This is a genomic window from Serratia silvae (assembly GCF_023282985.1).
Lineage (GTDB): Bacteria > Pseudomonadota > Gammaproteobacteria > Enterobacterales > Enterobacteriaceae > Chania > Chania silvae.
The window spans coordinates 1-20,292 of record NZ_JAGQDC010000001.1; the positions used below are offsets into that span (position 1 = coordinate 1).

The 20,292-nt window shown below is 54.5% G+C and carries 17 protein-coding genes and 1 pseudogene; 5 read left to right on the top strand and 13 right to left on the bottom strand.

Going from position 1 to position 20,292, the window contains the following annotated elements; genetic code table 11:
- Window positions 1–78: 78 nt before the first annotated feature.
- Window positions 79–759: pseudogene (locus tag KAJ71_RS00005) on the top strand (cation transporting ATPase C-terminal domain-containing protein); the annotation flags it as partial.
- 91 nt (window positions 760–850) lie between these two features.
- On the opposite strand, the gene KAJ71_RS00010 reads toward KAJ71_RS00005, so the two are convergent.
- The 3 genes from KAJ71_RS00010 to KAJ71_RS00020 form a co-directional block, all read right to left on the bottom strand.
- Window positions 851–1,141: a hypothetical protein gene (locus KAJ71_RS00010; protein WP_248943797.1), complete on the bottom strand. Its 291-nt coding sequence runs from the start codon at window positions 1,139–1,141 to the stop codon at window positions 851–853.
- Between the two features lie 16 nt (window positions 1,142–1,157).
- Window positions 1,158–3,137, bottom strand: coding sequence for an S-type pyocin domain-containing protein (locus tag KAJ71_RS00015; protein WP_248943798.1), 1,980 nt, complete (start codon window positions 3,135–3,137; stop codon window positions 1,158–1,160).
- A 196-nt stretch (window positions 3,138–3,333) separates the two neighbouring features.
- Window positions 3,334–4,470 carry a tail fiber domain-containing protein gene (locus tag KAJ71_RS00020; protein ID WP_248943799.1) on the bottom strand — a complete coding sequence of 379 codons (1,137 nt, stop codon included), beginning with the start codon at window positions 4,468–4,470 and terminating at the stop codon, window positions 3,334–3,336.
- 419 nt (window positions 4,471–4,889) lie between these two features.
- Here KAJ71_RS00020 and KAJ71_RS00025 point away from each other — a divergent pair, with 419 nt between their 5' ends.
- Complete coding sequence (locus tag KAJ71_RS00025) at window positions 4,890–7,283, top strand: beta-N-acetylhexosaminidase (protein WP_248943800.1); 2,394 nt, start codon at window positions 4,890–4,892, stop codon at window positions 7,281–7,283.
- Between the two features lie 133 nt (window positions 7,284–7,416).
- Window positions 7,417–8,604, top strand: a complete 1,188-nt coding sequence (gene metC, locus KAJ71_RS00030; protein ID WP_248943801.1) for a cystathionine beta-lyase — start codon at window positions 7,417–7,419, stop codon at window positions 8,602–8,604.
- Between the two features lie 142 nt (window positions 8,605–8,746).
- Here the strand turns inward: metC and ridA are convergent, their stop codons facing one another.
- The 9 genes from ridA to argF form a co-directional block, all read right to left on the bottom strand.
- Window positions 8,747–9,133, bottom strand: coding sequence for a 2-iminobutanoate/2-iminopropanoate deaminase (gene ridA, locus KAJ71_RS00035; RefSeq protein ID WP_248943802.1), 387 nt, complete (start codon window positions 9,131–9,133; stop codon window positions 8,747–8,749).
- A gap of 132 nt (window positions 9,134–9,265) precedes the next feature.
- Complete coding sequence (pyrI, locus tag KAJ71_RS00040) at window positions 9,266–9,730, bottom strand: aspartate carbamoyltransferase regulatory subunit (RefSeq protein WP_021807800.1); 465 nt, start codon at window positions 9,728–9,730, stop codon at window positions 9,266–9,268.
- 12 nt (window positions 9,731–9,742) lie between these two features.
- Complete coding sequence (gene pyrB / locus KAJ71_RS00045) at window positions 9,743–10,678, bottom strand: aspartate carbamoyltransferase (RefSeq protein WP_248943803.1); 936 nt, start codon at window positions 10,676–10,678, stop codon at window positions 9,743–9,745.
- A gap of 348 nt (window positions 10,679–11,026) precedes the next feature.
- Complete coding sequence (locus KAJ71_RS00050) at window positions 11,027–11,743, bottom strand: ABC transporter ATP-binding protein (RefSeq protein WP_248943804.1); 717 nt, start codon at window positions 11,741–11,743, stop codon at window positions 11,027–11,029.
- Entirely contained in the window at window positions 11,730–12,566 is an 837-nt protein-coding gene (locus tag KAJ71_RS00055; RefSeq protein WP_248943806.1) for an ABC transporter ATP-binding protein, read from the bottom strand. The genes KAJ71_RS00050 and KAJ71_RS00055 overlap by 14 nt, the downstream gene beginning before the upstream one ends.
- Window positions 12,559–13,380 carry an ABC transporter permease gene (locus tag KAJ71_RS00060; protein ID WP_285894945.1) on the bottom strand — a complete coding sequence of 274 codons (822 nt, stop codon included), beginning with the start codon at window positions 13,378–13,380 and terminating at the stop codon, window positions 12,559–12,561. Before KAJ71_RS00060 ends, KAJ71_RS00055 begins: the two co-directional genes overlap by 8 nt.
- A complete protein-coding gene (locus KAJ71_RS00065; protein ID WP_248943807.1) occupies window positions 13,377–14,429 on the bottom strand; it encodes an ABC transporter permease in 1,053 nt (350 codons plus the stop codon). Before KAJ71_RS00065 ends, KAJ71_RS00060 begins: the two co-directional genes overlap by 4 nt.
- An 11-nt stretch (window positions 14,430–14,440) precedes the next feature.
- A complete protein-coding gene (locus tag KAJ71_RS00070) occupies window positions 14,441–16,009 on the bottom strand; it encodes an ABC transporter substrate-binding protein (RefSeq protein ID WP_248943808.1) in 1,569 nt (522 codons plus the stop codon).
- A gap of 220 nt (window positions 16,010–16,229) precedes the next feature.
- Window positions 16,230–17,249: an ornithine carbamoyltransferase gene (argF, locus tag KAJ71_RS00075; RefSeq protein WP_248943809.1), complete on the bottom strand. Its 1,020-nt coding sequence runs from the start codon at window positions 17,247–17,249 to the stop codon at window positions 16,230–16,232.
- A gap of 161 nt (window positions 17,250–17,410) precedes the next feature.
- Between argF and rraB the strand changes: the two genes are divergently transcribed.
- Both rraB and miaE read left to right on the top strand, forming a co-directional pair.
- Window positions 17,411–17,836: a ribonuclease E inhibitor RraB gene (gene rraB / locus KAJ71_RS00080; RefSeq protein WP_248943810.1), complete on the top strand. Its 426-nt coding sequence runs from the start codon at window positions 17,411–17,413 to the stop codon at window positions 17,834–17,836.
- A gap of 44 nt (window positions 17,837–17,880) precedes the next feature.
- The gene (gene miaE / locus KAJ71_RS00085) at window positions 17,881–18,642 is read left to right on the top strand and encodes a tRNA isopentenyl-2-thiomethyl-A-37 hydroxylase MiaE (protein WP_248943811.1); all 762 of its coding nucleotides are present in this window, start codon (window positions 17,881–17,883) and stop codon (window positions 18,640–18,642) included.
- A 5-nt stretch (window positions 18,643–18,647) separates the two neighbouring features.
- Here miaE and KAJ71_RS00090 read toward each other — a convergent pair whose 3' ends face one another.
- On the bottom strand, window positions 18,648–20,255 hold the full coding sequence (locus tag KAJ71_RS00090) for a GMC family oxidoreductase (RefSeq protein ID WP_248943812.1): 1,608 nt from the start codon (window positions 20,253–20,255) through the stop codon (window positions 18,648–18,650).
- Between the last annotated feature and the right edge of the window lie 37 nt (window positions 20,256–20,292).

A 20,292-nucleotide genomic window follows, 5' to 3' on the forward strand; every position in this document is an offset into this window, starting at 1 on the left:
TGTGCGTTTAAACTCGGTCATTATCACGTTCTCCGGATTTAAGTCGAAAACGTGTCAACGCTATTCAGGACGGGTCACCTGTTGGAAAAAAGCCTGATGGTGTTGGAACAGGGGGTGATCGAAGGCCGTCGCACGTTTGCCAACATGCTGAAATACATCAAGATGACCGCCAGTTCCAACTTCGGTAACGTCTTCAGCGTGCTGATCGCCAGTGCCTTTTTACCTTTCCTGCCGATGTTACCGCTGCATCTGTTGATCCAGAACCTGCTGTACGATATTTCACAGATCGCTATTCCGTTCGACAACGTTGATGACGATCAGATCACCAAGCCACAGCGTTGGAACTCCGGCGATCTGGGGCGCTTTATGGTGTTCTTCGGGCCGATCAGCTCGATCTTCGACGTGCTGACCTTTGCCCTGATGTGGTATGTATTCCAGGCCAATACGCCGGAAATGCAGACGCTGTTCCAGTCTGGCTGGTTTGTGGAAGGGCTGCTGTCGCAGACGCTGATCGTCCATATGATCCGTACGCGCAAAATTCCGTTTATCCAGAGCCGCCCATCCTGGCCGCTGTGTGTGATGACGCTGGCGGTGATCGCTATCGGTATCGGCCTGACCTTCTCGCCGCTGGCGGGCTTCCTGCAGTTGCAGGCGTTGCCGCTGAGCTACTTCCCATGGCTGGTGCTGATCCTGGCGGGTTACATGGTGCTGACCCAGTGCGTGAAAGGGTGGTTTGTCCGCCGGTATGGCTGGCAGTAAGCTGTTTTAGAACGAGGTTAACGAAAACGCCCAACAAACTTGTGTTTGTTGGGCGTTGGTCAAAACTCTCCCATAAGAAAGCGGTGGGGAGTTACTCGATGCCGTATTTTTTCTCTGTTACAAATTTTGGTGCTTTCCAGTTAGGGCCTTTTTTATATCCAGATCCATAGGTTTTAGCAGAAAAAATCTGACCACTATTCTCAAGCCGCTTGGTCTCTTCAATTAATTTTAGGTTGTATGCGCCGTATTTTTCCGCAGCTTTATGTCGGCCAAAAAATCTGTCCATGAATGGGTACGCTACACCATCTTCTCCGCGGCTAACTAGGAATAAAATAATTTCTCCCATCGCCTCATTTTTTACCATTAAATCGAAATCAATCATTTCAAAACCTCAATATTTATTTATCTGAGTTAAGTGCCTCAGGAGTATATAAAAGACTCTCATCAGAAGATAACTTATAATCTTCTAACGTTGCCGTATGAGTATTATTCCATACTTCAGTATCATTTTTTGGAATTTCACCATCTTTAACTCCAAGATTCCTATAACGTTCTAGCTCTCTTATTTCATGGGTATAAAAACGTTTGTCGGTATCAGTTACCTGAAGCTCCCCTTTCAGGATTTTCTCCAGACGTTCAATCATCACTTTATTATCTGGTGATTCGCCGAAGCGCCCTGCATGTAGTTTTACCTTGTCCACACCTGCACGGTCAACCTTAGCAGTTTTCCAGTCCAGATTCTGAATCGGCCCACCGGCTTTATCGGTATGATAGTCACGGCCACTGTACTTCCCTTTGGAATTACTATCTCCGTAAGGGTTGCTAAGCATTACATATATCGCTTCAACACCGCTTCCCGTGGCGTCAGGTTGCCAATAGATGAAATCTCGCAATCCTTTGGTATCTTCCGCCGGGAAGGTGGTTGTGACGATACTGTCGGTCTGTTTTATTGTCGTCCCTGTATGCACTGGCGTGACTGGTATTGGTAAACTGTTTCCAGTATTGGAAGGTGCTGTTGGTCCAACTGGAACAGGATTAATCAGGATCGTCCGCGACGGCGCTCCAGCTACAGCCGGAAGCGTGATCTTATCTAGCCCGGTTTTTTTATCGCGTACAGCCCTTAATACCGGCACGTTTGCAGATACACCAGCTATGCCCGTTTTAACCAAACTAACGTTTTGCCGCCCGTTCTCTGTTACCAGTAAACCACGCACGGGCAAGTTGACCGACGTCATTTCAGGAGTAATGTTGACTTTTCCTGCGGCAAACAGTTGGGCCTGAGCAGCAAACAACCCAATGTCACGGCCAGGAACTTGGTCACTGCCCAGCCCTGCTTCCTTTGGCCAGAATCCGATAACCAGAGTGCCAACTGTCGCTCCAAGCGTGCTGACGGTGGCTATCCTACTCAGCTCTGCGGCTCCTCTCCATAAGGCACCAGCGACCGAGCCTGCTAGTTCACTCGCCGTGGTTAGAACTCCCTCTGCGGCAGCTGTCAATTGTAGCATCCCTGGGGCACGATTCAGTACCATACCCCCGGCAGCAACAAGTGAAGCCTGAGCCGATTTAACCATTTCCTGCGTATATACTGGGGTTGGATTTACGCCCGCAGTGGCCATCAGTGCCGCTAATTTTGCTTTGGCTGCTGCTTCAGCTTTTGTCAGACTGGTGACTTGTTGTTCTCGGTTATGTTGTTCGTTTTCCAATTGCGGAATCTTTTGTTTTCCCCAATCGATATCAGCTTGGATTCTTTTTTCCTCATCCAGTTTCTCTCTCATCTTTTCGCGATTGAGTTTTTGTTGTTCTCTAACCCATGGCGTAGGTTTCTCATGAGAGTAAAACCAGTTTTCATTATTCAACTTCAAATATTCTTGATGTACACGCCTTTTGCTGGCTTCGTTGCGGAGTTCAATAAGTTGTTCTTTTTGCACATTGAACTTGCTGATCATCAGACTGAGCTGAACTTTTTCAAGTTCAGATCCTTCGTTCTCTTGTTTCTGATAAAGCTTGTTTTGAATGTTTGAAATATCTTGTGTAATAGTGGAGATTTTATTGTTTAAGTTTTTTTCAAGGTTTGCAGCATATCGAATTTTTAGGTCAGACTCCTCTCGGTATATTTGCTTTGTTTCTTCCTCGAAGGGGATGATCCAGTCATCCTCCTCATCAAAAGGGCTTTTGGGCTTATTTATATCGGAAATCTTCTGATCCCAAATATGTGTAATAGTTCCCGGATTCTTGGGGGGTGGCCCCACCCACCCTTCAACAAGCATGTTTTCTCCACCATCATCGGATACACGCTGCCAGCCATGACCATTCCAGTAGTATCCCATTGAAGTCATTATATCGCGTTCATAGCGTTCGATATCTTCGTAGTCAGTCATAAAAAGCCCTATTTTTTACAAGGTAATATATATATGGCTCGAATGCGATATACCTAATATAACGTGAATAAATATGAGGTGCTTTCTTGTTCTCACCATGACTAATGCCATTTTTTCAAAAAATAATTAGAATGGTTGTTTCCTGTGCTCAGATTAAGCGAAAAGCTTGGTTCAGTATCAGGAACAATCAGGATTATTAGTTATTATTGCTAGGAAGTACTTTGTTCAACGCAACCAACCGTGTCTCTAGTTCACGTCTGGCTTCGCTCTCCTCTTTTAATGCCTCAATTAGCAAGGCCACTACGCCATTGATATTAATTCCCCTAGCATCCTTCAGAACGCTGCCGTCATTCAGTTTCAGTTCAGTTGTGGTCACGGACTCAGGTAAGATACTTTCTATTTCTTGTGCGATTACCCCGGCTTCCGGAACGCCTTGTTTCAGGTAGGTATAGCCGCTGATTTTTTCTAGCTTATCCAGCGCACCATCAATCTTTACGATGTCCGTTTTCATACGGGCATCTGAGCTACTGTGCCAGGCGCCGTTGGTGTAGGCATTACCTTTGTCCCGGAACTCATACCAGCCATCGCCCCCACCATTGGCAACACGAAGCCCCATCAGGTGGTGTTGACCAATTCGTTCGTAATGGCAAAGTTCTGCAAACAGGCTTCCTTGCCCTTGAAGACGTAATCCGTAGGTGGTTCGGTCTGCATTGTTATTTACATTCTTATTGCCCTTGGCGACGATCCATCCATCGGGATCACTTTTTTCCAATCGCCCAGCTGACAGTTCGCTGTTGGCTCTTACATGAATTTCATTCCAACGCCCCGATAAGTCACGGTAGGAAAGTAACCCGGTATCTTCTTTTCCAGGAATGACACGGGAACCCATCATCATGGTGGTGGTCACATTGCCGGTGTTGAAATTCGTATATACAGCTGGTGCGCCATATGTCTGTCCACTGATTAAGGGGGTAGGTCCGGTATTCACTGCGCCAATACCAGCGTTATGCGATACCATTGCGCCACCCGATACATCGACGCCGTTAGACAGAGACACCCTACCGGTAGAGAGATTAAAAGCGAAAGGACGCAGAGTGTTCCACTGCCCGTCCTGAGCTTGACCGCTTGGTGTAGTTAGCACATAAAAAGCTTGCCCGTCATTACGCAGCATCACTCCAGTATTGCCGTTTGCCAGGCGAAAACCGTTTGCCGATTTGGTCACGATCTCACCGTCACTGATGACTCGCTTGCGCAGAGTAGACAGTGATTTCAGTTCGGTAATGTCGTCATTAACACCGCCAAGCACCTGAGCGTTTTTCTTTTCTTCAGCCATGATTATCTTCCTCTTTTATAGTCTGCTTTCTGACGGTTAAAAAGCACATTGCGACCTCCTTGCCCAACGGATGAGCAGGCATTAGAGTTCGCATTTCTTGTGCTAATAAACCAATAAACATACGATATACGCTGTATGTATAAACAGTATTTTACGCTTGTAAGTAGGAAGTGCCGATCTGCTCTGGCAGTGTGATGGCTGATACAAAATTTAGAAAAATCAGATTGGTAACTAGATTGGGTGAATCGTGTTCTAACCGTTAGTGTGGGGGAGGGCACTTTACCTTGGCTTCCTCCGCAAACCTCCTGAGAATCTGTGATCCATCGCACCGTTTTGTCCCTGCGGTTGGACATCTTCTTCCAGCTCAGTCTTTATCTACTTCCTTGGCTAGATTGATTTTTTCCTCTGAGGAATTTTCGATGCACAAACCCTTCAGTTATACGCTACTGGCTTCTTCGCTGTTATTTTCCCTCAATGCATTAGCCCAACCGGCTGGCGATTTGCCGCTGATGCCCTGGCCACAGCAGGTTGAGTTAGCTCAGCCGCAAGGCAAGCTGGTGCTGGATTACCGCTTATCGTTCAACGTACAGGGTGACGATTTGGGTGAAGCGCAGGCACGCTGGCGCGATCGCCTGGAGCGGCAAACCGGCTGGACGCTGGCCCCACAGGGCGAGAAAAACCAGGCGGCAACGATCAACATCATCATCAAACATCAGGTTGCAGCCCAGCCGTTACCGGATAGCGATGAGAGCTACCAGCTCAAGGTCACGCAGCAGGGCGCGACGCTGACGGCTAATACCCGCTTCGGTGCGCTACGCGGCATGGAAACGCTATTGCAACTGGTACAGACCGACGGCGAAAACACCTTTATGCCGTTGGTGAACATTACTGACGTCCCACGCTTCCCTTGGCGTGGGGTACTGCTGGATTCGGCGCGCCATTTCCTGCCGGTGGAGGATATTTTGCGGCAGCTTGATGGCATGGCGGCGGCCAAACTCAACGTATTCCACTGGCATCTGACTGACGATCAGGGCTGGCGCTTTGCTTCCGAGCACTATCCAAAGCTACAGCAGCTGGCCAGTGACGATCATTACTACACCCGTGAACAGATGCAGCAGGTGGTCGCCTACGCCACGGCGCGTGGCATCCGCGTGGTGCCCGAAATCGACCTGCCGGGCCATGCTTCTACCATTGCCGTGGCGTATCCAGAGCTGCTTAGTGCGCCGGGGCCGTATCAAATGGAACGCCATTGGGGCGTCCACAAGCCGACGCTCGATCCTTCGAATGACCAGGTTTATCAGTTTGTCGATAGCATCATCGGCGAACTGGTGGCGATCTTCCCCGATCCTTACCTGCATATCGGTGGTGATGAGGTGGATGCTACCCAGTGGAAGGCGTCAAAAACTATTCAAGCGTTTATGCAGCAGAACCAGTTGGCGGATGCCCATGCGCTACAAGCCTTCTTCAACCAAAAGCTGGAGAAAATCCTCGAAAAGCATCAGCGCCGCATGGTGGGTTGGGATGAGATTTACCATCCGACCTTGCCGCGCACCATTGTGATCCAATCCTGGCGTGGGCCAGATTCTTTGGGAGCTAGCGCCCAGGATGGCTATCAAGGCATCCTCTCCACCGGTTTCTATCTCGATCAGCCGCACAGCACTGCCTACCACTATCGCAATGAAATTTTGCCGCAACCGCTGGGGGTTGAAACCAACGTGCAGGCGGGGGAGCTGGCACAGAGCTGGCAGTTCAGTATGCCGCGTTTCAAGGGTAGCCCGGTGGAAGGCACCTTTACGCTGATCGAAGGCAAGCAGGGGTGGCGTGGCTTTATCGATTTCAAAGACAAATCACGCCGTGCGGTGCGGGAGATCGAATGGCGCACGCCTGAGCAGGTAACTTTCCGCATTGATACCTGGATGGGTGACACGCGTCCGGTATTTACTCTGCAACAGAACCAACTGAGTGGTTACACGCTGGTGGGAAACGTGCGCTACCCAACCACCGGCAGTAAATTGACGGCGATCCCGGCGGGCGTTATGCCGGTGGTGCCGGATGAGCAGCATCAGGCCAATATTCTGGGGGGCGAAGCCGCTTTCTGGGCGGAAAATATCCGCGCACCGGTGCTTGATCTCAAGCTGTGGCCAAGAACCTTTGCCGTGGCAGAGCGTATGTGGTCGGCCAAGGATGTGACCAACGAGGGTAATATGTACCAACGCCTGGCGGCGATAGATGCCTGGTCGGTGGTGTCCGTCGGTCTGCAACAGCACGCCGAAACGGCGCGTGAATTTACCCGTTTGGCTAACAGCGTAGATATCACCCCATTGCAGGTCTTGGCCGAAGCGGTGGAGCCGGGGCAGTATTACACCCGTCAGCACCTGAAGTTCAAAGCGGGTAATTACCACCAGTTTGAGCCATTGAACCGCTTTGCCGATGCCATTCCACCGGAAAGCGCGGCGGTACGCGATCTCGATAAGCAAGTGGCGTTGTTGCTCAAAGACAAGAACCATCGCGCAGCGGCGGAGGCGATCCGTGAACGCCTGCAACGCTGGCAACGTAACGGTGCACCGGTCAAGCAGATGATAGCCGGTAACGTGGTGATGAAGGACTTGGCACCGGTAGCGCAGGATGTCAGTGCGTTGGCCGATCTGGGCTTGATGCTGTTGGAACGTTATCAGCAGGGTAAACCCTTGAGTAAAGCCGAGGCGCAACAGGCCCAACAACAGCTGGACGCGGCAGCACAGATCCGGGATGAAGTGGTGATTGCGGCAGTGTACCCGTTGGAAACGCTGTTGCGTGCTGTCGCGGTGCAGTGATCCTGACAGGGGGAGGGCCGTCATTGCCTTCCTCTGTGTTTTCCTTTGGAGGCTTTATCGTTATCAAGCTTCAGCTTGAAAGGTGACGGATATCACTCTACTTTATTGATTGATGATAAATAGCAGGCAGATTATGACAGCTAAAAAAATAGAAACCGCCCTGGTCACCGCTGGCCGTAAGCCTCGATTCACCCAAGGATCGGTCAACCCGGTGATCCAACGTGCCTCTTCCTTAACCTTCGATACGGTGAAGGCCAAAAAGTTTGCTACCGCCAACCGCGCCAAAGGGGAGTTATTCTACGGGCGTCGCGGCACTCTGACGCATTTCTCATTCCAGGACGCGATGGCCGAGCTGGAAGGTGGGGTCGGCTGCTCGCTTTACCCTTGTGGGGCGGCGGCCGTCACTAATGCTATCCTGGCGTTTGTTGCCAGTGGCGACCATATCCTGATGACCGGAGCCGCCTATGAGCCGACGCAGGATTTCTGCAACAAGATCCTGAGCAAGCTGGGTGTGGCAACCACCTATTATGACCCGCTGATCGGTGCCGGGATCGCCGAGCTGATCCAGCCCAATACCAAAGTGCTGTTTCTTGAATCTCCAAGCTCCATCACGATGGAAGTCCAGGACGTACCGGCGATGGTGAAGGCGGCCCGGGCGGTGAACCCTGATATCGTCATCATGATTGATAACACCTGGGCGGCTGGCATTCTGTTCAAGGCGCTGGATTATGACGTGGATATCTCTATTCAGGCCGGAACCAAATACATCATTGGCCATTCCGACGCCATGCTGGGTACCGCCGTATCGAACGCCCGTTGCTGGGACCAACTGCGTGAGAACTCCTACCTGATGGGGCAAATGGCCGACGCGGATACCGCCTATAACGGCAGCCGTGGGCTGAGAACGCTGGGTGTGCGCCTCAAGCAGCACGAGCTCAGCAGCATCGCCATTGCTCAATGGTTGGCGGCGCGGCCAGAGGTGGAGCGGGTCAATCACCCGGCGCTGCCTTCTTGTAAAGGGCATGAATTCTTCCAGCGTGATTTCAGCGGTAGCTGCGGGTTATTCTCTTTTGTGCTGAAAGCACGGTTGACGAATGAGCAGGTTGCCCACTATCTGGACCATTTTGAGCACTTCAGCATGGCCTATTCGTGGGGCGGGTTTGAATCGCTGATCCTGGCCAACCAGCCGGAAGAGCTAAACGAAATTCGCCCGGCGGCCAAGGTGGACTTTACCGGCACGTTAGTGCGTGTTCATATTGGTTTTGAGAATATTGACGACCTGATCGCCGATCTGGAAGCGGGCTTTGCGCGTTTGAAGTGACCATCTCAGTGGTAGTGGCCATCGCACCATTGCCCACGGTGAGAGATAGCATCTGCTTTGAGAGGCGTTATCGGTGTAGAGAACAGAGCCATTTGAAACGGCCAGCAAAGGCCGGCCGTATGCGATCAAAGCGGCTGGCCGGTTAGCGGCGAACGGCGATGGCTTCGATCTCGATTTTCACGTCTTTTGGCAAACGAGCCACTTCAACGCAAGAACGCGCTGGGAACGAGGCGTTGTGTTCGATGAAGAACGCTTCATAGGCTGCGTTAACGGTAGCGAAATCGTTGAGATCTTTGACGAAAACGGTGGTTTTAACGATGTCGCCCACTTTCAGGCCTGCAGCTTCCATGATCGCCTTCACGTTGTCCAATGACTGACGCGCCTGGGCGGCAACATCATCGGGTACGGCACCGGTTTTTGGATCGACCGGGATCTGGCCGGAGGTGATGATCATGCTGCCCAGGTCAACGCCCTGCACGTAAGGACCAATGGCGGCTGGCGCGAGTTCAGTGCTGATATTACGTGACATTTTTTCTCCTGGTATCCCTTTGGCTTGGCAAACGGTGGTTTGTAACCCATTGGGTATGATTATTTTTCAGAAACGTCATTATAAAGGGTACCCGCCAGATTAACAGCGTCACCCCCGGCAAAACGGACGATTTTAGTCGGTCTGTAACACCACCTGATGATCGAACTCTTTCTCGCAGTAACGGCACTTGAGGTGCACTTCCCCGGCATGGGATTTGACGCTGAAACTGGAAGCCACCGGCTCGCTGCGGCTGATGCAGTTGCTGTTCGGGCAGGTCAGCACACCGTCGATATGATCCGGCAGGCTGAGCGTCAGCTTGCGCACCACTTCATAGTTATCGATACGGTTGACCGTAGCCTTGGGCGCGTACATCGCCAGCTGGTTGGCCTGCTGCTCGGTTAAGAAGGTGTTCTCGATCTTGATCAGATCCTTGCGGCCCAGTTCTTTGGAGGGCAGGTTCAGGCCGATGGTGATGCGTTGATCGGTGGCGGTCAGTTTGAACAGCGAGAGCAGCTTAAAGCCGATCTGCGCCGGAATATGGTCGATCACCGTGCCGCACTTGATCGCTTCAACCTGGAGTTTGTTATCGTGAGTCATGACGGTTCCCCCTTAAAGAGCCAATTCTGCGTTTAAAACCAGTGCCAACAGCGCCTGACGGGCGTAAATACCGTTGCCTGCCTGTTGGAAATAGTGGGCATACGGCGTCTTGTCCACCTCAATGGCAATCTCATCGATGCGCGGCAGCGGATGCAGCACCTTCATGTTGTCACGGGCACCGGCCAGATCGGAAGCCCGCAGGATGAACTGCGCCTTCACGTTGGCGTATTCGGACGGGTCCAGGCGCTCTTTCTGCACACGGGTCATATACAGAATATCCAGTTCCGGCACCACTTCTTCAATACTGTTGTGGCGGCTGTAAGAGATGTCTTTTTCGTCCAGCATCTTCAGGATATAGCTCGGCATCGCCAGGGCGTCTGGTGCGATGAAGAAGAAGTGGTTCCCTTCATATTTTGCCAGCGCCTGGGTGAGTGAGTGCACGGTGCGGCCATATTTCAGGTCGCCGACCATGGCGATATTGATATTGCTCAGGCGGCCCTGGGTTTCCTGGATGGTGAACAGATCCAGCAGCGTTTGGGTCGGGTGCTGGTTCGAGCCGTCACCGGCATTCAACACCGGGATACCGCCAGAGAATTCAGCGGCCAGGCGTGATGCGCCTTCCTGCGGATGACGCATCACGATGGCATCAACGTAGGTGCTGATCACCGAGATGGTATCGGCCAGCGTTTCGCCCTTTTTGCCGAGGGAGGTGTTGCTGCTGTCGGAGAAGCCGACCACCGAAGCCCCCAGGCGCTGGATGGCGGTCTCAAACGACAGGCGGGTACGCGTAGACGCTTCAAAGAAGCAACTGGCGATCACCAGGTGTTTGAGCAGCTCCGGCTGTGGGTTAGCTTTCAGGCTGGCGGCGGTGCTGAGCACCAGCTCCAGATCTTCACGGCTGAGATCGTTAATAGAGATGATGTTCTTGCGATACAGCGGATTGGCCATGTTCACTCTCCTCGACTCGTGCCCTTGGCGCGGGGCTTTTCAATGTAATAGCAATGCTTTGGACAAAAAAAAGCCCCTCAACGAGGGGCTTTAAATGATGGTTCATGCAACAGGGGAAATAACGGCAGTTGCCCGCCGATTGGCTGGCGGTTTTGTCGAGTGTGGCGAACAAAACAAAGGTCGTTTTTCATGCTTTCTCCTGGCAAATTGTCGCGCATTATACTCGCGCTTTTTTTCTCTGCAAGGGTAAAAACACCACTTTTTGCGATTTCGCAATCGATTGGCTTGGCGATTACCGCGGCGAGTAGAACTCGGTGTCTGGTTGTTTGACCATGTTGCCGCTAGCGCTTAATCCCGCATATGCTCACCGGCCTGTAAGGCAGCCCGGTCGAAATGCTGCACGATGTGGCCGTTCTCCATCAGGGCGGCGCGTTCGGACATATGGGCAATCACCTCACCGTCGTGGCTGACCAGCAGGTAGGTCATGCCGTGCTCGCGTTTCAGGTGGTTGAGCAGGTTGAGGATCTCCGCCTGCACCGACATATCCAGTGCCGAGGTGGGTTCATCCAATAGCAGCAGCTTAGGCCGCAGCAACAAGGCACGGGCGATAGCGACGCGTTGGCGCTGGCCGCCGGAAAGCTGGTGGGGATAGCGTTGTGCCGTGGCCGCGCTCAGCCCTACCTGCCGCAAGGCTTCGTCAATCCGCGCCGTAATGTGTTTTTCACCGTGGATCTTCAACGGTTCACCCAGCGTACGGGCAATCTGATGCTGCGGATGTAACGAAGCATAGGGATCTTGAAATACCATCTGCACATCGCGACGTAATTGGCCGGTGAAGCGTTGCTGTGGTTGCAGAGACTGGCCGAGCAAGCGTACTTCTCCGCGCCATTCACGTTGCAAACCAGCCAGTACGCGCAGTACGGTGGACTTGCCACAGCCGGAAGCGCCAATCAGGCTGAAGGTTTCCCCGGCTTCGACGCCAAAGCTCACCGACTCCACGGCGATCTTATGGCCGTTGCCCTGCGGGAAGCTGACCTGCAAGTTTTCAATTTCAATCAGCGCCATGTTCGCTCCGGGTAAAATCGATGTTGCGATCCAGTACCGGCAAATCCTGGCCGTAGGTGCTGGCATTAGGGCGGCAGGCCCACAACGTGCGGGTGTAAGGATGGGTGGCTAGCGGCAGGTTGGCCGCGATCCCCTGATCCACCAGCTTGCCCTGATACATGACCAACACCCGATCGCAGCGCTCGGCCACTAGCGGCAGATCGTGGCTGATCAGCAACAGCCCCATGTTACGTCGCGTCGTTTGTTCGACGATCAGATCGAGGATCTGATTGCGCAATCTGGCATCCAGCGCCGAGGTTGGCTCATCGGCAATCAGCAGTTGCGGATCGTTGACCAGCGCAATCGCCAACATGGCACGTTGCCCCATGCCGCCGGAAAGCTGGCCGGGGTAGCTGTGATACAGGCTCTCCGGCAAGCCGACGGCGGCCAGGGAGTTTAATACCCGCTCATGGCGATCGGCCCGGGTCAGTGCGTTATGCAGCACCAGGGATTCTTCAATCTGCTTACCGATGCTGCGCACCGGGTTCAGCGCATAGCGCGGATCTTGCAGCACCATAGCGATCTTGGCGCCGCGTACCTCGTTCCATTGGCGTGGCTGAAGCTTCAGTAAATCGGTCTGGCGGTAGTGCAGCTTATCGGCGGTGACGATGCCCGGCTTACGCACCAGCCCCATTAAAGCGCGGGCGGTCATGGATTTGCCGGAACCGGATTCCCCCACCAGCGCCACTTTCTCCCGGCCAATGCTGAAAGAAAGACTATCCACCACCTTGTGGCCGTTAAATTCGATACTCAGGTTCTGTGCTGCCAGGAGTGGTTCAGTCATGATGCGGATCCAGTAAGTCGCGCAGGCCGTCGCCCAGCAGGTTAAACGCCAGGCTGCTGATGAGGATCGCACAGCCAGGGATCGCGGCGATCCACCACTGATCGAAGATCACCTGCATCCCGTCGGCTACCATCGATCCCCATTCCGCCATCGGCGGTCGGGCACCCAGCCCCAGGAATCCCAGACCGGCGGCGGCCAGAATTATTCCCGCTAAATCCAAAGCAAGGCGAACGACGGCAGAGGGCAGGCACATGGGCAGAATATGGCCCCACAGCAGGCGTGGCCCCTGAATGCCCATCATTTCGGCGGCGGCCAGGTAGTCGCTTTTACGCAGCAGTTGGATCTCGGCTCTGGCCTGGCGGGCATACGCGGGCCAGGTGGTGAGTGCCAACGCCAGCGCGCCGTTGACCAGCCCTGGGCCGAGCATCGCCACAAAGGCGAAGGCCAGGATCAGCCGTGGCATCGACATCACCACGTCGGTAAAGCGCATCAGCACCCGCTCCAGCCAGCCACCGTAATAGCCGGAAAGCACGCCAATCAGCAGGCCGAGTGGTAGGGTGATCGCCGTGACCAGCAGCACCAGCCCAAGGGTTGGTCGGGTGCCGTAGATCAGGCGGGAAAGCACGTCGCGGCCATAGCTGTCGGTGCCAAGCCAGTGGCCAGCCCCTGGTGGTAATAAGCGGTTGGCGGCGTTTTGCCAGTTGGGATCGACCGGTGCCAGCCAAGGCGCGAACAGCGCTATCAGCACCAGTAACAGCAGAATGGTGGCTCCACAGGTGGCGGAAGGCGAACGTTGAAGGAGCGTCATTTTCATTGGCGCACCCTCGGATCGAGCAAGCGCACCAGCAGGTCGGTGAGGTTATTGATAATCACGAAGCACAGCCCAATCAGCAACGTACCGCCCATGATGGCGGTGGTGTCCCCGGCAAATAGCGCAGTTGTCAGATAGCGGCCAGTGCCCGGCCAGGAGAACACGGTTTCGGTCAGAACCGCCCCCTCCAGCATGCTGGTATAGGCAAGAGCGATCACTGTCAGCAGGGTGCCGCTGATATTGGGCAGTACGTGGCGGAACATGATGCGCATCTCGCTGGCCCCTTTGGCACGCGCCAGAGTGATGTACTCTTTATTCAGTTCGCTCAGGCAGGCGGAGCGGGTCAGGCGGGTAATACTGGCCAACGAATAATAGGCCAGCAGGCAAACCGGCAGCACCAGATGTGCCAACGCATTACGTACAGCCCCCGCATCGCCGGAAAGCCAGGTGTCGATAAGCGCGAAGCCGGTTTTGGCCTCGACGGTGTATTGGTAGATATCATCCAGCCGCCCCGGCCCGGCGCTCCATTGTAGCTTGGCGTAGAACAACAACAGCATCAGCAGCCCCAGCCAGAAGATGGGCACCGAGTTGCCAAGCAGGGTTATAAAGCGCACGCCGATATCCAGCTTGCTGCCGGCAAAACGTGCGCACAAGACGCCAGCCAGCACGCCGAGCGGGGCACCAATCACCAACGACAGCGTGGCCAATTCCAACGTGGCCGGGAAGGCATGCAGCAAATCTAGCAACACTGGCTGGCCGGTGGCGCTGGCGGTGCCGAGATCGCCATGGGCCAGCCGCTCCAGATAGTGCCAGAACTGCACCGGCAAAGAGCGATCCAGGCCAAGCTGCTGTTTTACCTGCTCATAGGTGGCGGTGCTGGCGTGATCGCCGACGATCTGCAACACGCGATCCACTGGCGATAGCGCAGACAGTAAGAAGGTGATCAACAACAGGCCGAACAGGGTCAGCGCCAGCGTGAGCAGCCCCTGCGCCAATCCCCAAAGACGACGCCGGGAACGGTTTCCCGGCGTGGATTTTATTGCTACCGACATGACAATCCTGATTATTTGCTAACGCGATCGTAATAGACCATATCCGCATTCAGGCCCTGTTGATAGCCTTTGACGTTATCGCGCAGTACTACCTGCGTTTTGGCCTGGTCGATAAACACATACGGCGAATTGCGCTGCAACTCCTGCTGCATGGCGGTATACAGCGCGGTGCGTTTGGCTGGATCGGCCTCAGCGACTGCTGCCAGCGTTTGTTTGCTCAACTCAGGGATCTGCCAACTGTTCAGCCCGGCTACCGTGCTGCTTTTGCCATCGTTATAGGCGAAGGCGCTGGCATTGGAGTGCGCATCGAAGTAGTCCGGGATCCACAGGCGGATCGCTGCCTGATGCTGCTTGGCGCGTACGCGGGCATAGACCTGGCTACCGGCGGCAGGCAACAGATCGAGCTTCACACCACCTTGGGCAAAGCTGGCCTGCAACGACTGGGCGATGGTGATAAACGGCGGTTTGTTTTCCACGTCCAGCGTCAGGCTGGCGTTGGTGATGCCGGCTTTTTCCAGGATCGCCTTGGCCTTGGCCGGATCGAAGCTGAACGGGTTATCTTCCAGCGCCCCCGGCAGGCCGACGGGCAGGAAGCTCTGATGAACGAAGTATTGCCCTTTCAGCAGATCTTTGGTGATGCCCTGATAATCCACCAGATAGCGAGCTGCTTCCCAGAAGGCCGGGTTCTTCAGCAGTGGGTTGGCGGTATTACCGGTGTTGAACACCAGATAGTTCTGCTCGGCGGAAGGGATTTCCAGCACCTTCACACCCGCCTGGCTTTTCAGCGCGGCGGTTTGATCCGGGCCGAGTTCACGCGCCACGTCGGCATCCCCTTGCTGGATCAGCAGGCGGCGCGCGCTTGGGTCTGGCACGTTCTTGATGATGATATTGCTCAGCAGTGGCTTATCGCCCGGTGAAGTTGGGTTGGCGTCCAGCACTATCGCCTGATGTGGCTGGTAAACCCGCATCTTGAACGGGCCGCTACCCGCAGAGTGCATCTTCAACCAGGCGTTACCAAAGTCATCACCCTTCGCGTTAGGCTGCACGGCTTTACTGTCGACGATTGAGGCGATCGGCGTTGAGAGGATATTCAGGGCTACCGCCGGGCTGACGTCTGCCGTCCAGCTCAGTTGCACGGTATGGTCGTCAATCTTCTTCAACTGCTGTTCGATATTGTCCGGCTGCCAGCCGAGCACGTTGAGGATAAACGCTGGTGACTTGTTCATTTTCACTGCGCGGGTATAAGAGAAAATCACGTCGTCGGCGGTCAGCGGGTTACTTGAGGAGAACGCTGCCTGTGGGCGCAGCTTGACCGTCAGGGTCTTGGCGGCGGCATCATCCTGCCAGCTTTCCGCCAGCACTGGGATCACCTTGGCTGGATTATCACGATCGGCTTGCACCAGGCGTTGATAGAGGCTGGGTACGGTCTGGATGCTGGAAAGCTCATTGGCCTCCGCCGGATCCAGGCTGACGATATCGTCTAGTGACTGCACCACCACCAGCGTATTCGGCGGCGTGGCGGCCAGTGCAGTGGTGGAGAGGGCGGCAAGAATAAACAGCGGCAAGACTTTGGCTTTCATAGACGTTTTCCCTTAAATGTGCGGGTAAACCAGAACGGAGAAGAGTTTGTTCTCATTAGTTTTTTACGGCATTTCCGCCGCCAGAATGCCACGGTAGAACGTTGGTAAAAAACAGGCAAAGGCCAATAAGTTATTAACAATAACGAAAAAGACTATAGAGCCAGAAGGGGGGATTAACCAGAGAAACCCTTCTGTAAGAAGGGTTTTTGGAGAGAGCGATTTACAGGGTTTTGCTCAGCGTGGCGACCATCACTGCCTTAATGGTGTGCAGGCGGTTCTCTGCCTGATCGAACACGATGCTGTGCTCCGACTCGAACACCTCGTTGGTCACTTCCATACCGCCGTGCATGCCGTACTGCTCGGCCATCTGCTTACCCAGTGTGGTTTGATCGTCATGGAACGCTGGCAGGCAGTGCAGGAATTTCACCTGTGGGTTGCCGGTCAGTTTCACCATTGCCATATTCACCTGATACGGTCTGAGCAAGGAGATCCGCTCTTGCCAGACTTCTTTGGCTTCTCCCATGGAGACCCAAACGTCGGTATACAGGAAATCGGCGCCTTGCACGCCTTCGGCAATATCTTCCGTCAAGGTGATTTTGCCACCGGTCTGTTGCGCCAGCGCCTGGCATTCTGCAACCAGTTCGGCCTGCGGCCAACAGGCTTTTGGCGCGACCAAGCGAAGATCCATGCCTACCAGCGCGGCGGCTTCCAACAGGGTATTGCCCATATTGTTACGTGCATCGCCAATGTAGGCGAACTTCACCTCGCTCAACGCTTTCCCCGGCAGGTGTTCACTCACGGTGAGCAGATCTGCCAGTAGCTGGGTAGGGTGGAACTCGTTGGTCAGGCCATTCCATACAGGCACACCAGCATGTTCTGCCAAAGTTTCCACCAGGCATTGGCCAAAACCACGATATTGAATACCGTCGTACATCCGGCCCAGCACGCGGGCGGTGTCTTTCATTGACTCTTTATGGCCGATCTGGCTGCCGCTTGGGCCAAGGTACGTCACCTGAGCGCCCTGATCGAATGCGGCAACTTCGAAAGAGCATCGGGTGCGGGTGGAGTCTTTTTCGAAGATGAGCGCAATGTTTTTGCCTTGCAGATGGCGGGTTTCCTGGCCTTGCTTCTTAGCGTGCTTCAAATCGGCGGCCAACTGCAGCAAGGACAGGATCTCACTGGGGGTAAAATCCATTAATCTCAAAAAGTGACGACTGTAGAACGGGTTCATCTGGCTCATCTCCGTAAATCCCTATCGTTTGATTGAATTTAAATTCACTTTATATGTATGGATATTCAATTTCAACCCCGAAGCAGAAATCTTTCACGTTTATCGTGGCAGCGGTGACAGCGGTGTGTGAAAATAGAAGGAACGAAGCCCATTTTATTGAGGATAGAGGCATGGCAAACCGCGAATTGCTGGAAGAACAACGTGAAGAAACCCGCCTGATCATCGAAGAACTGCTGGAAGACGGCAGCGATCCGGATGCGCTCTACACCATCGAGCACCATTTCTCTGCCGAAAAGTTTGAAGTTTTGGAGCAGGCCGCCGTAGAAGCCTTCAAATTGGGCTACGAAGTGACCGATGCCGAAGAGCTGGAAGTAGAAGATGGCTCCATGGTGATGTGTTGTGACGTGATCAGCGAAATTGCGCTGAATGCCGAACTGATCGACAGCCAGGTAGAACAGCTGGTGGCACTGGCAGAAAAATGCGGTGTTAATTACGACGGTTGGGGCACCTACTATGAAGATCCGAACGGTGAAGAAGGCGACGACGACGAAGACGGCGACTTTATCGATGAAGACGACGACGGCAAACGTCATTAATTAAATCCTGCGGGCTGGCGCAAGCTGGCCCCTGATAGAACCCGATGAAATACCAATCCCTGTTATCCCCAATTTTAAACTTCCTGCACTGTGAAACCCCGGATGGCTGGATCGAAGCGGCACGCCGCCCGGAAAACCTGCCACTGTTGCTGACCGACCACCTGGTATGCGAGTTGAAAGCGGCGCAGACCGGCATGTGGCTGATCCGCCGCTACGTGGCCGATAAAGAGAGCGGCGATGCCCTGCTGGCGTTGCTCAGGCCCTATGAGGCGTTTGTGCACGAGGCGCAGGAAGTGCCTGAAGAGCTGTTCCGCCAGAGCGCGTTTACCAGGAAGATCTTGCCAAAGAACGGTTCAGCCTACGGCCAGGATCTGGTCGACAAGATGGTGTTGCTGATCAAAGAAGAGCTGCATCACTTCTCGCAGGTGCTGGAGATCATGCAGGCCCGGCAGATCCCTTATAGAAAAATCACCGCCAGCCGCTACGCCAAAAGCATGATCCGCGAGGTGCGCACCCACGATCCGGCCACTTTGATCGATAAACTGATCTGCGGCGCGTATATCGAGGCCCGCTCCTGCGAACGCTTCGCCAAGCTGGCCCCGTTCCTGGACGATGAGCTGAACCGGTTTTATGTTTCGCTACTGCGTTCCGAAGCTCGCCATTATCAGGATTACCTGACGCTGGCAGAGCAGATTGCCGGCGATGATATCTGTGAGCGCGTGGCGTTTTTTGGCCAGTTGGAGGCGGAATTGATCCGCTCACCAGACGCCGAGTTCCGCTTCCATAGCGGCGTGCCGGTAGCGTGAGGGAATTACAGTGTTTCCCCTAGTATCAAATCCACCGCCTTCTCGGCCAGCATAATGGTGGGGGCGTTGGTGTTGCCGCTGGTGACCTGCGGCATTACCGAGCCGTCGACCACCCGCAGCCGCTCAAAGCCATGCACTCGTAGCTGCAAGTCGGTCACTGAGTCCTCCGTATTTTGCCCCATGCGGCAGCTCCCTACTGGGTGATAGACCGTCTTGCAGAAGTTACGCACAAACTCCTCCATCTGCGCCTCATCGTTGACCCATGCCGGTTGTGGCATCAGCAGATCTTTAATCAGCGGCTTGAGAGAGGCGGTTTCCAGGAAACGCAGGCCAAATTGCACCGCGCGAATACTGCCCGCCAGGTCATCGGGATGACCAAGGTAGTTGGCCTGTAGCTTGGCCGGATCGGCAGGGTTACGGCTACGTAGCTGCACCTGGCCGCGCGCTTTGGGTTGCAGATAGCCGACCTTGAGCGACATGCCGTGGATCGCCGGTAGCGGTTCGCCGGGCACGTCGTCCCAACTGTCCAGTATCGGCAGGAAATGCACCTGCACGTCTGGCCTGCCATTACCGAGGGAATCGGCGAAGGCGGCCCCTTCCAGCACATTAGAGGTTAACACGCCGCTGCGAAACGCCAGCCACTCGGCACCGTGGCGCAGCGCCTGCAAGCCCCGGTCGGCCCCGAACAGGCTGACAGGTTCGCGGGTGCTGACGTTAATCGACATATGCAGATGATCGTGGAAGTTTTTACCTACCGGCAGATCGGCCAGCGGCGTAATGCCCAACTGCTCCAAATGTTCACGCGGGCCGATGCCGGACAGCATCAGGATCTTCGGTGAGCCAACCGCCCCGGCGCTGAGGATCACTTCCTGGCTGGCACGGGCGGCGATCTCATTGCCACCGTTCAGGCTGTAGACCACTCCGGTTGCCACGTTGTTTTCGAAGGTGACGCGGTGCACCAGCGCATTGAGTTTCACCACCAGCCGTGAGTTATTGCGTACGGCTTGCAGATAGGTGCGGGAGGTGCTGGCGCGTTCGCCATTATGGGTGGTGGTTTGGTAGAACCCCACACCGTGCTGGCTTGCACCGTTAAAGTCGTTACGGTAGGGCAGATCCAACTCCTGACCCGCACGGATAAACGCCATGCTGAGCGGATGGCGATAGCGGTTCTCGCTGACTGGCAGCATCCCCTCGTTACCGTGATACTCATCCGCCAGGCTTTCATTGGCTTCGGCGCGTTTAAAGTAGGGCAGCACGTCCTGATAGCTCCAGCCGGTGCAGCCATACCGCTGGGCCCAGTCGTCGTAATCCTGTGGTTGGCCGCGCAGGTAGATCATGCCGTTGACCGAGCTGCCGCCGCCCAGCACCTTACCTTGGGCGATCTGCATGCGGCGGTTATTGGCGTGCGGTTCTGGCTCGGTTTCATACGGCCAACTCTTCTTGGCGATGATCTTGGCGACCCCGGCGGGCATTTTGATAAACAGATTATTGTCGTCACCGCCGGCTTCCAGCAGCAGGATGCGGGCCTGGGTACGGCGGATGAGCTGGGCTGCCAACACGCAACCTGCCGAGCCTGCGCCAACAATGATGTAATCGAAGTTATTTTCTGACATGACCGTTCCTTGTGCGTGATGGTTGGAGACTGTCTTG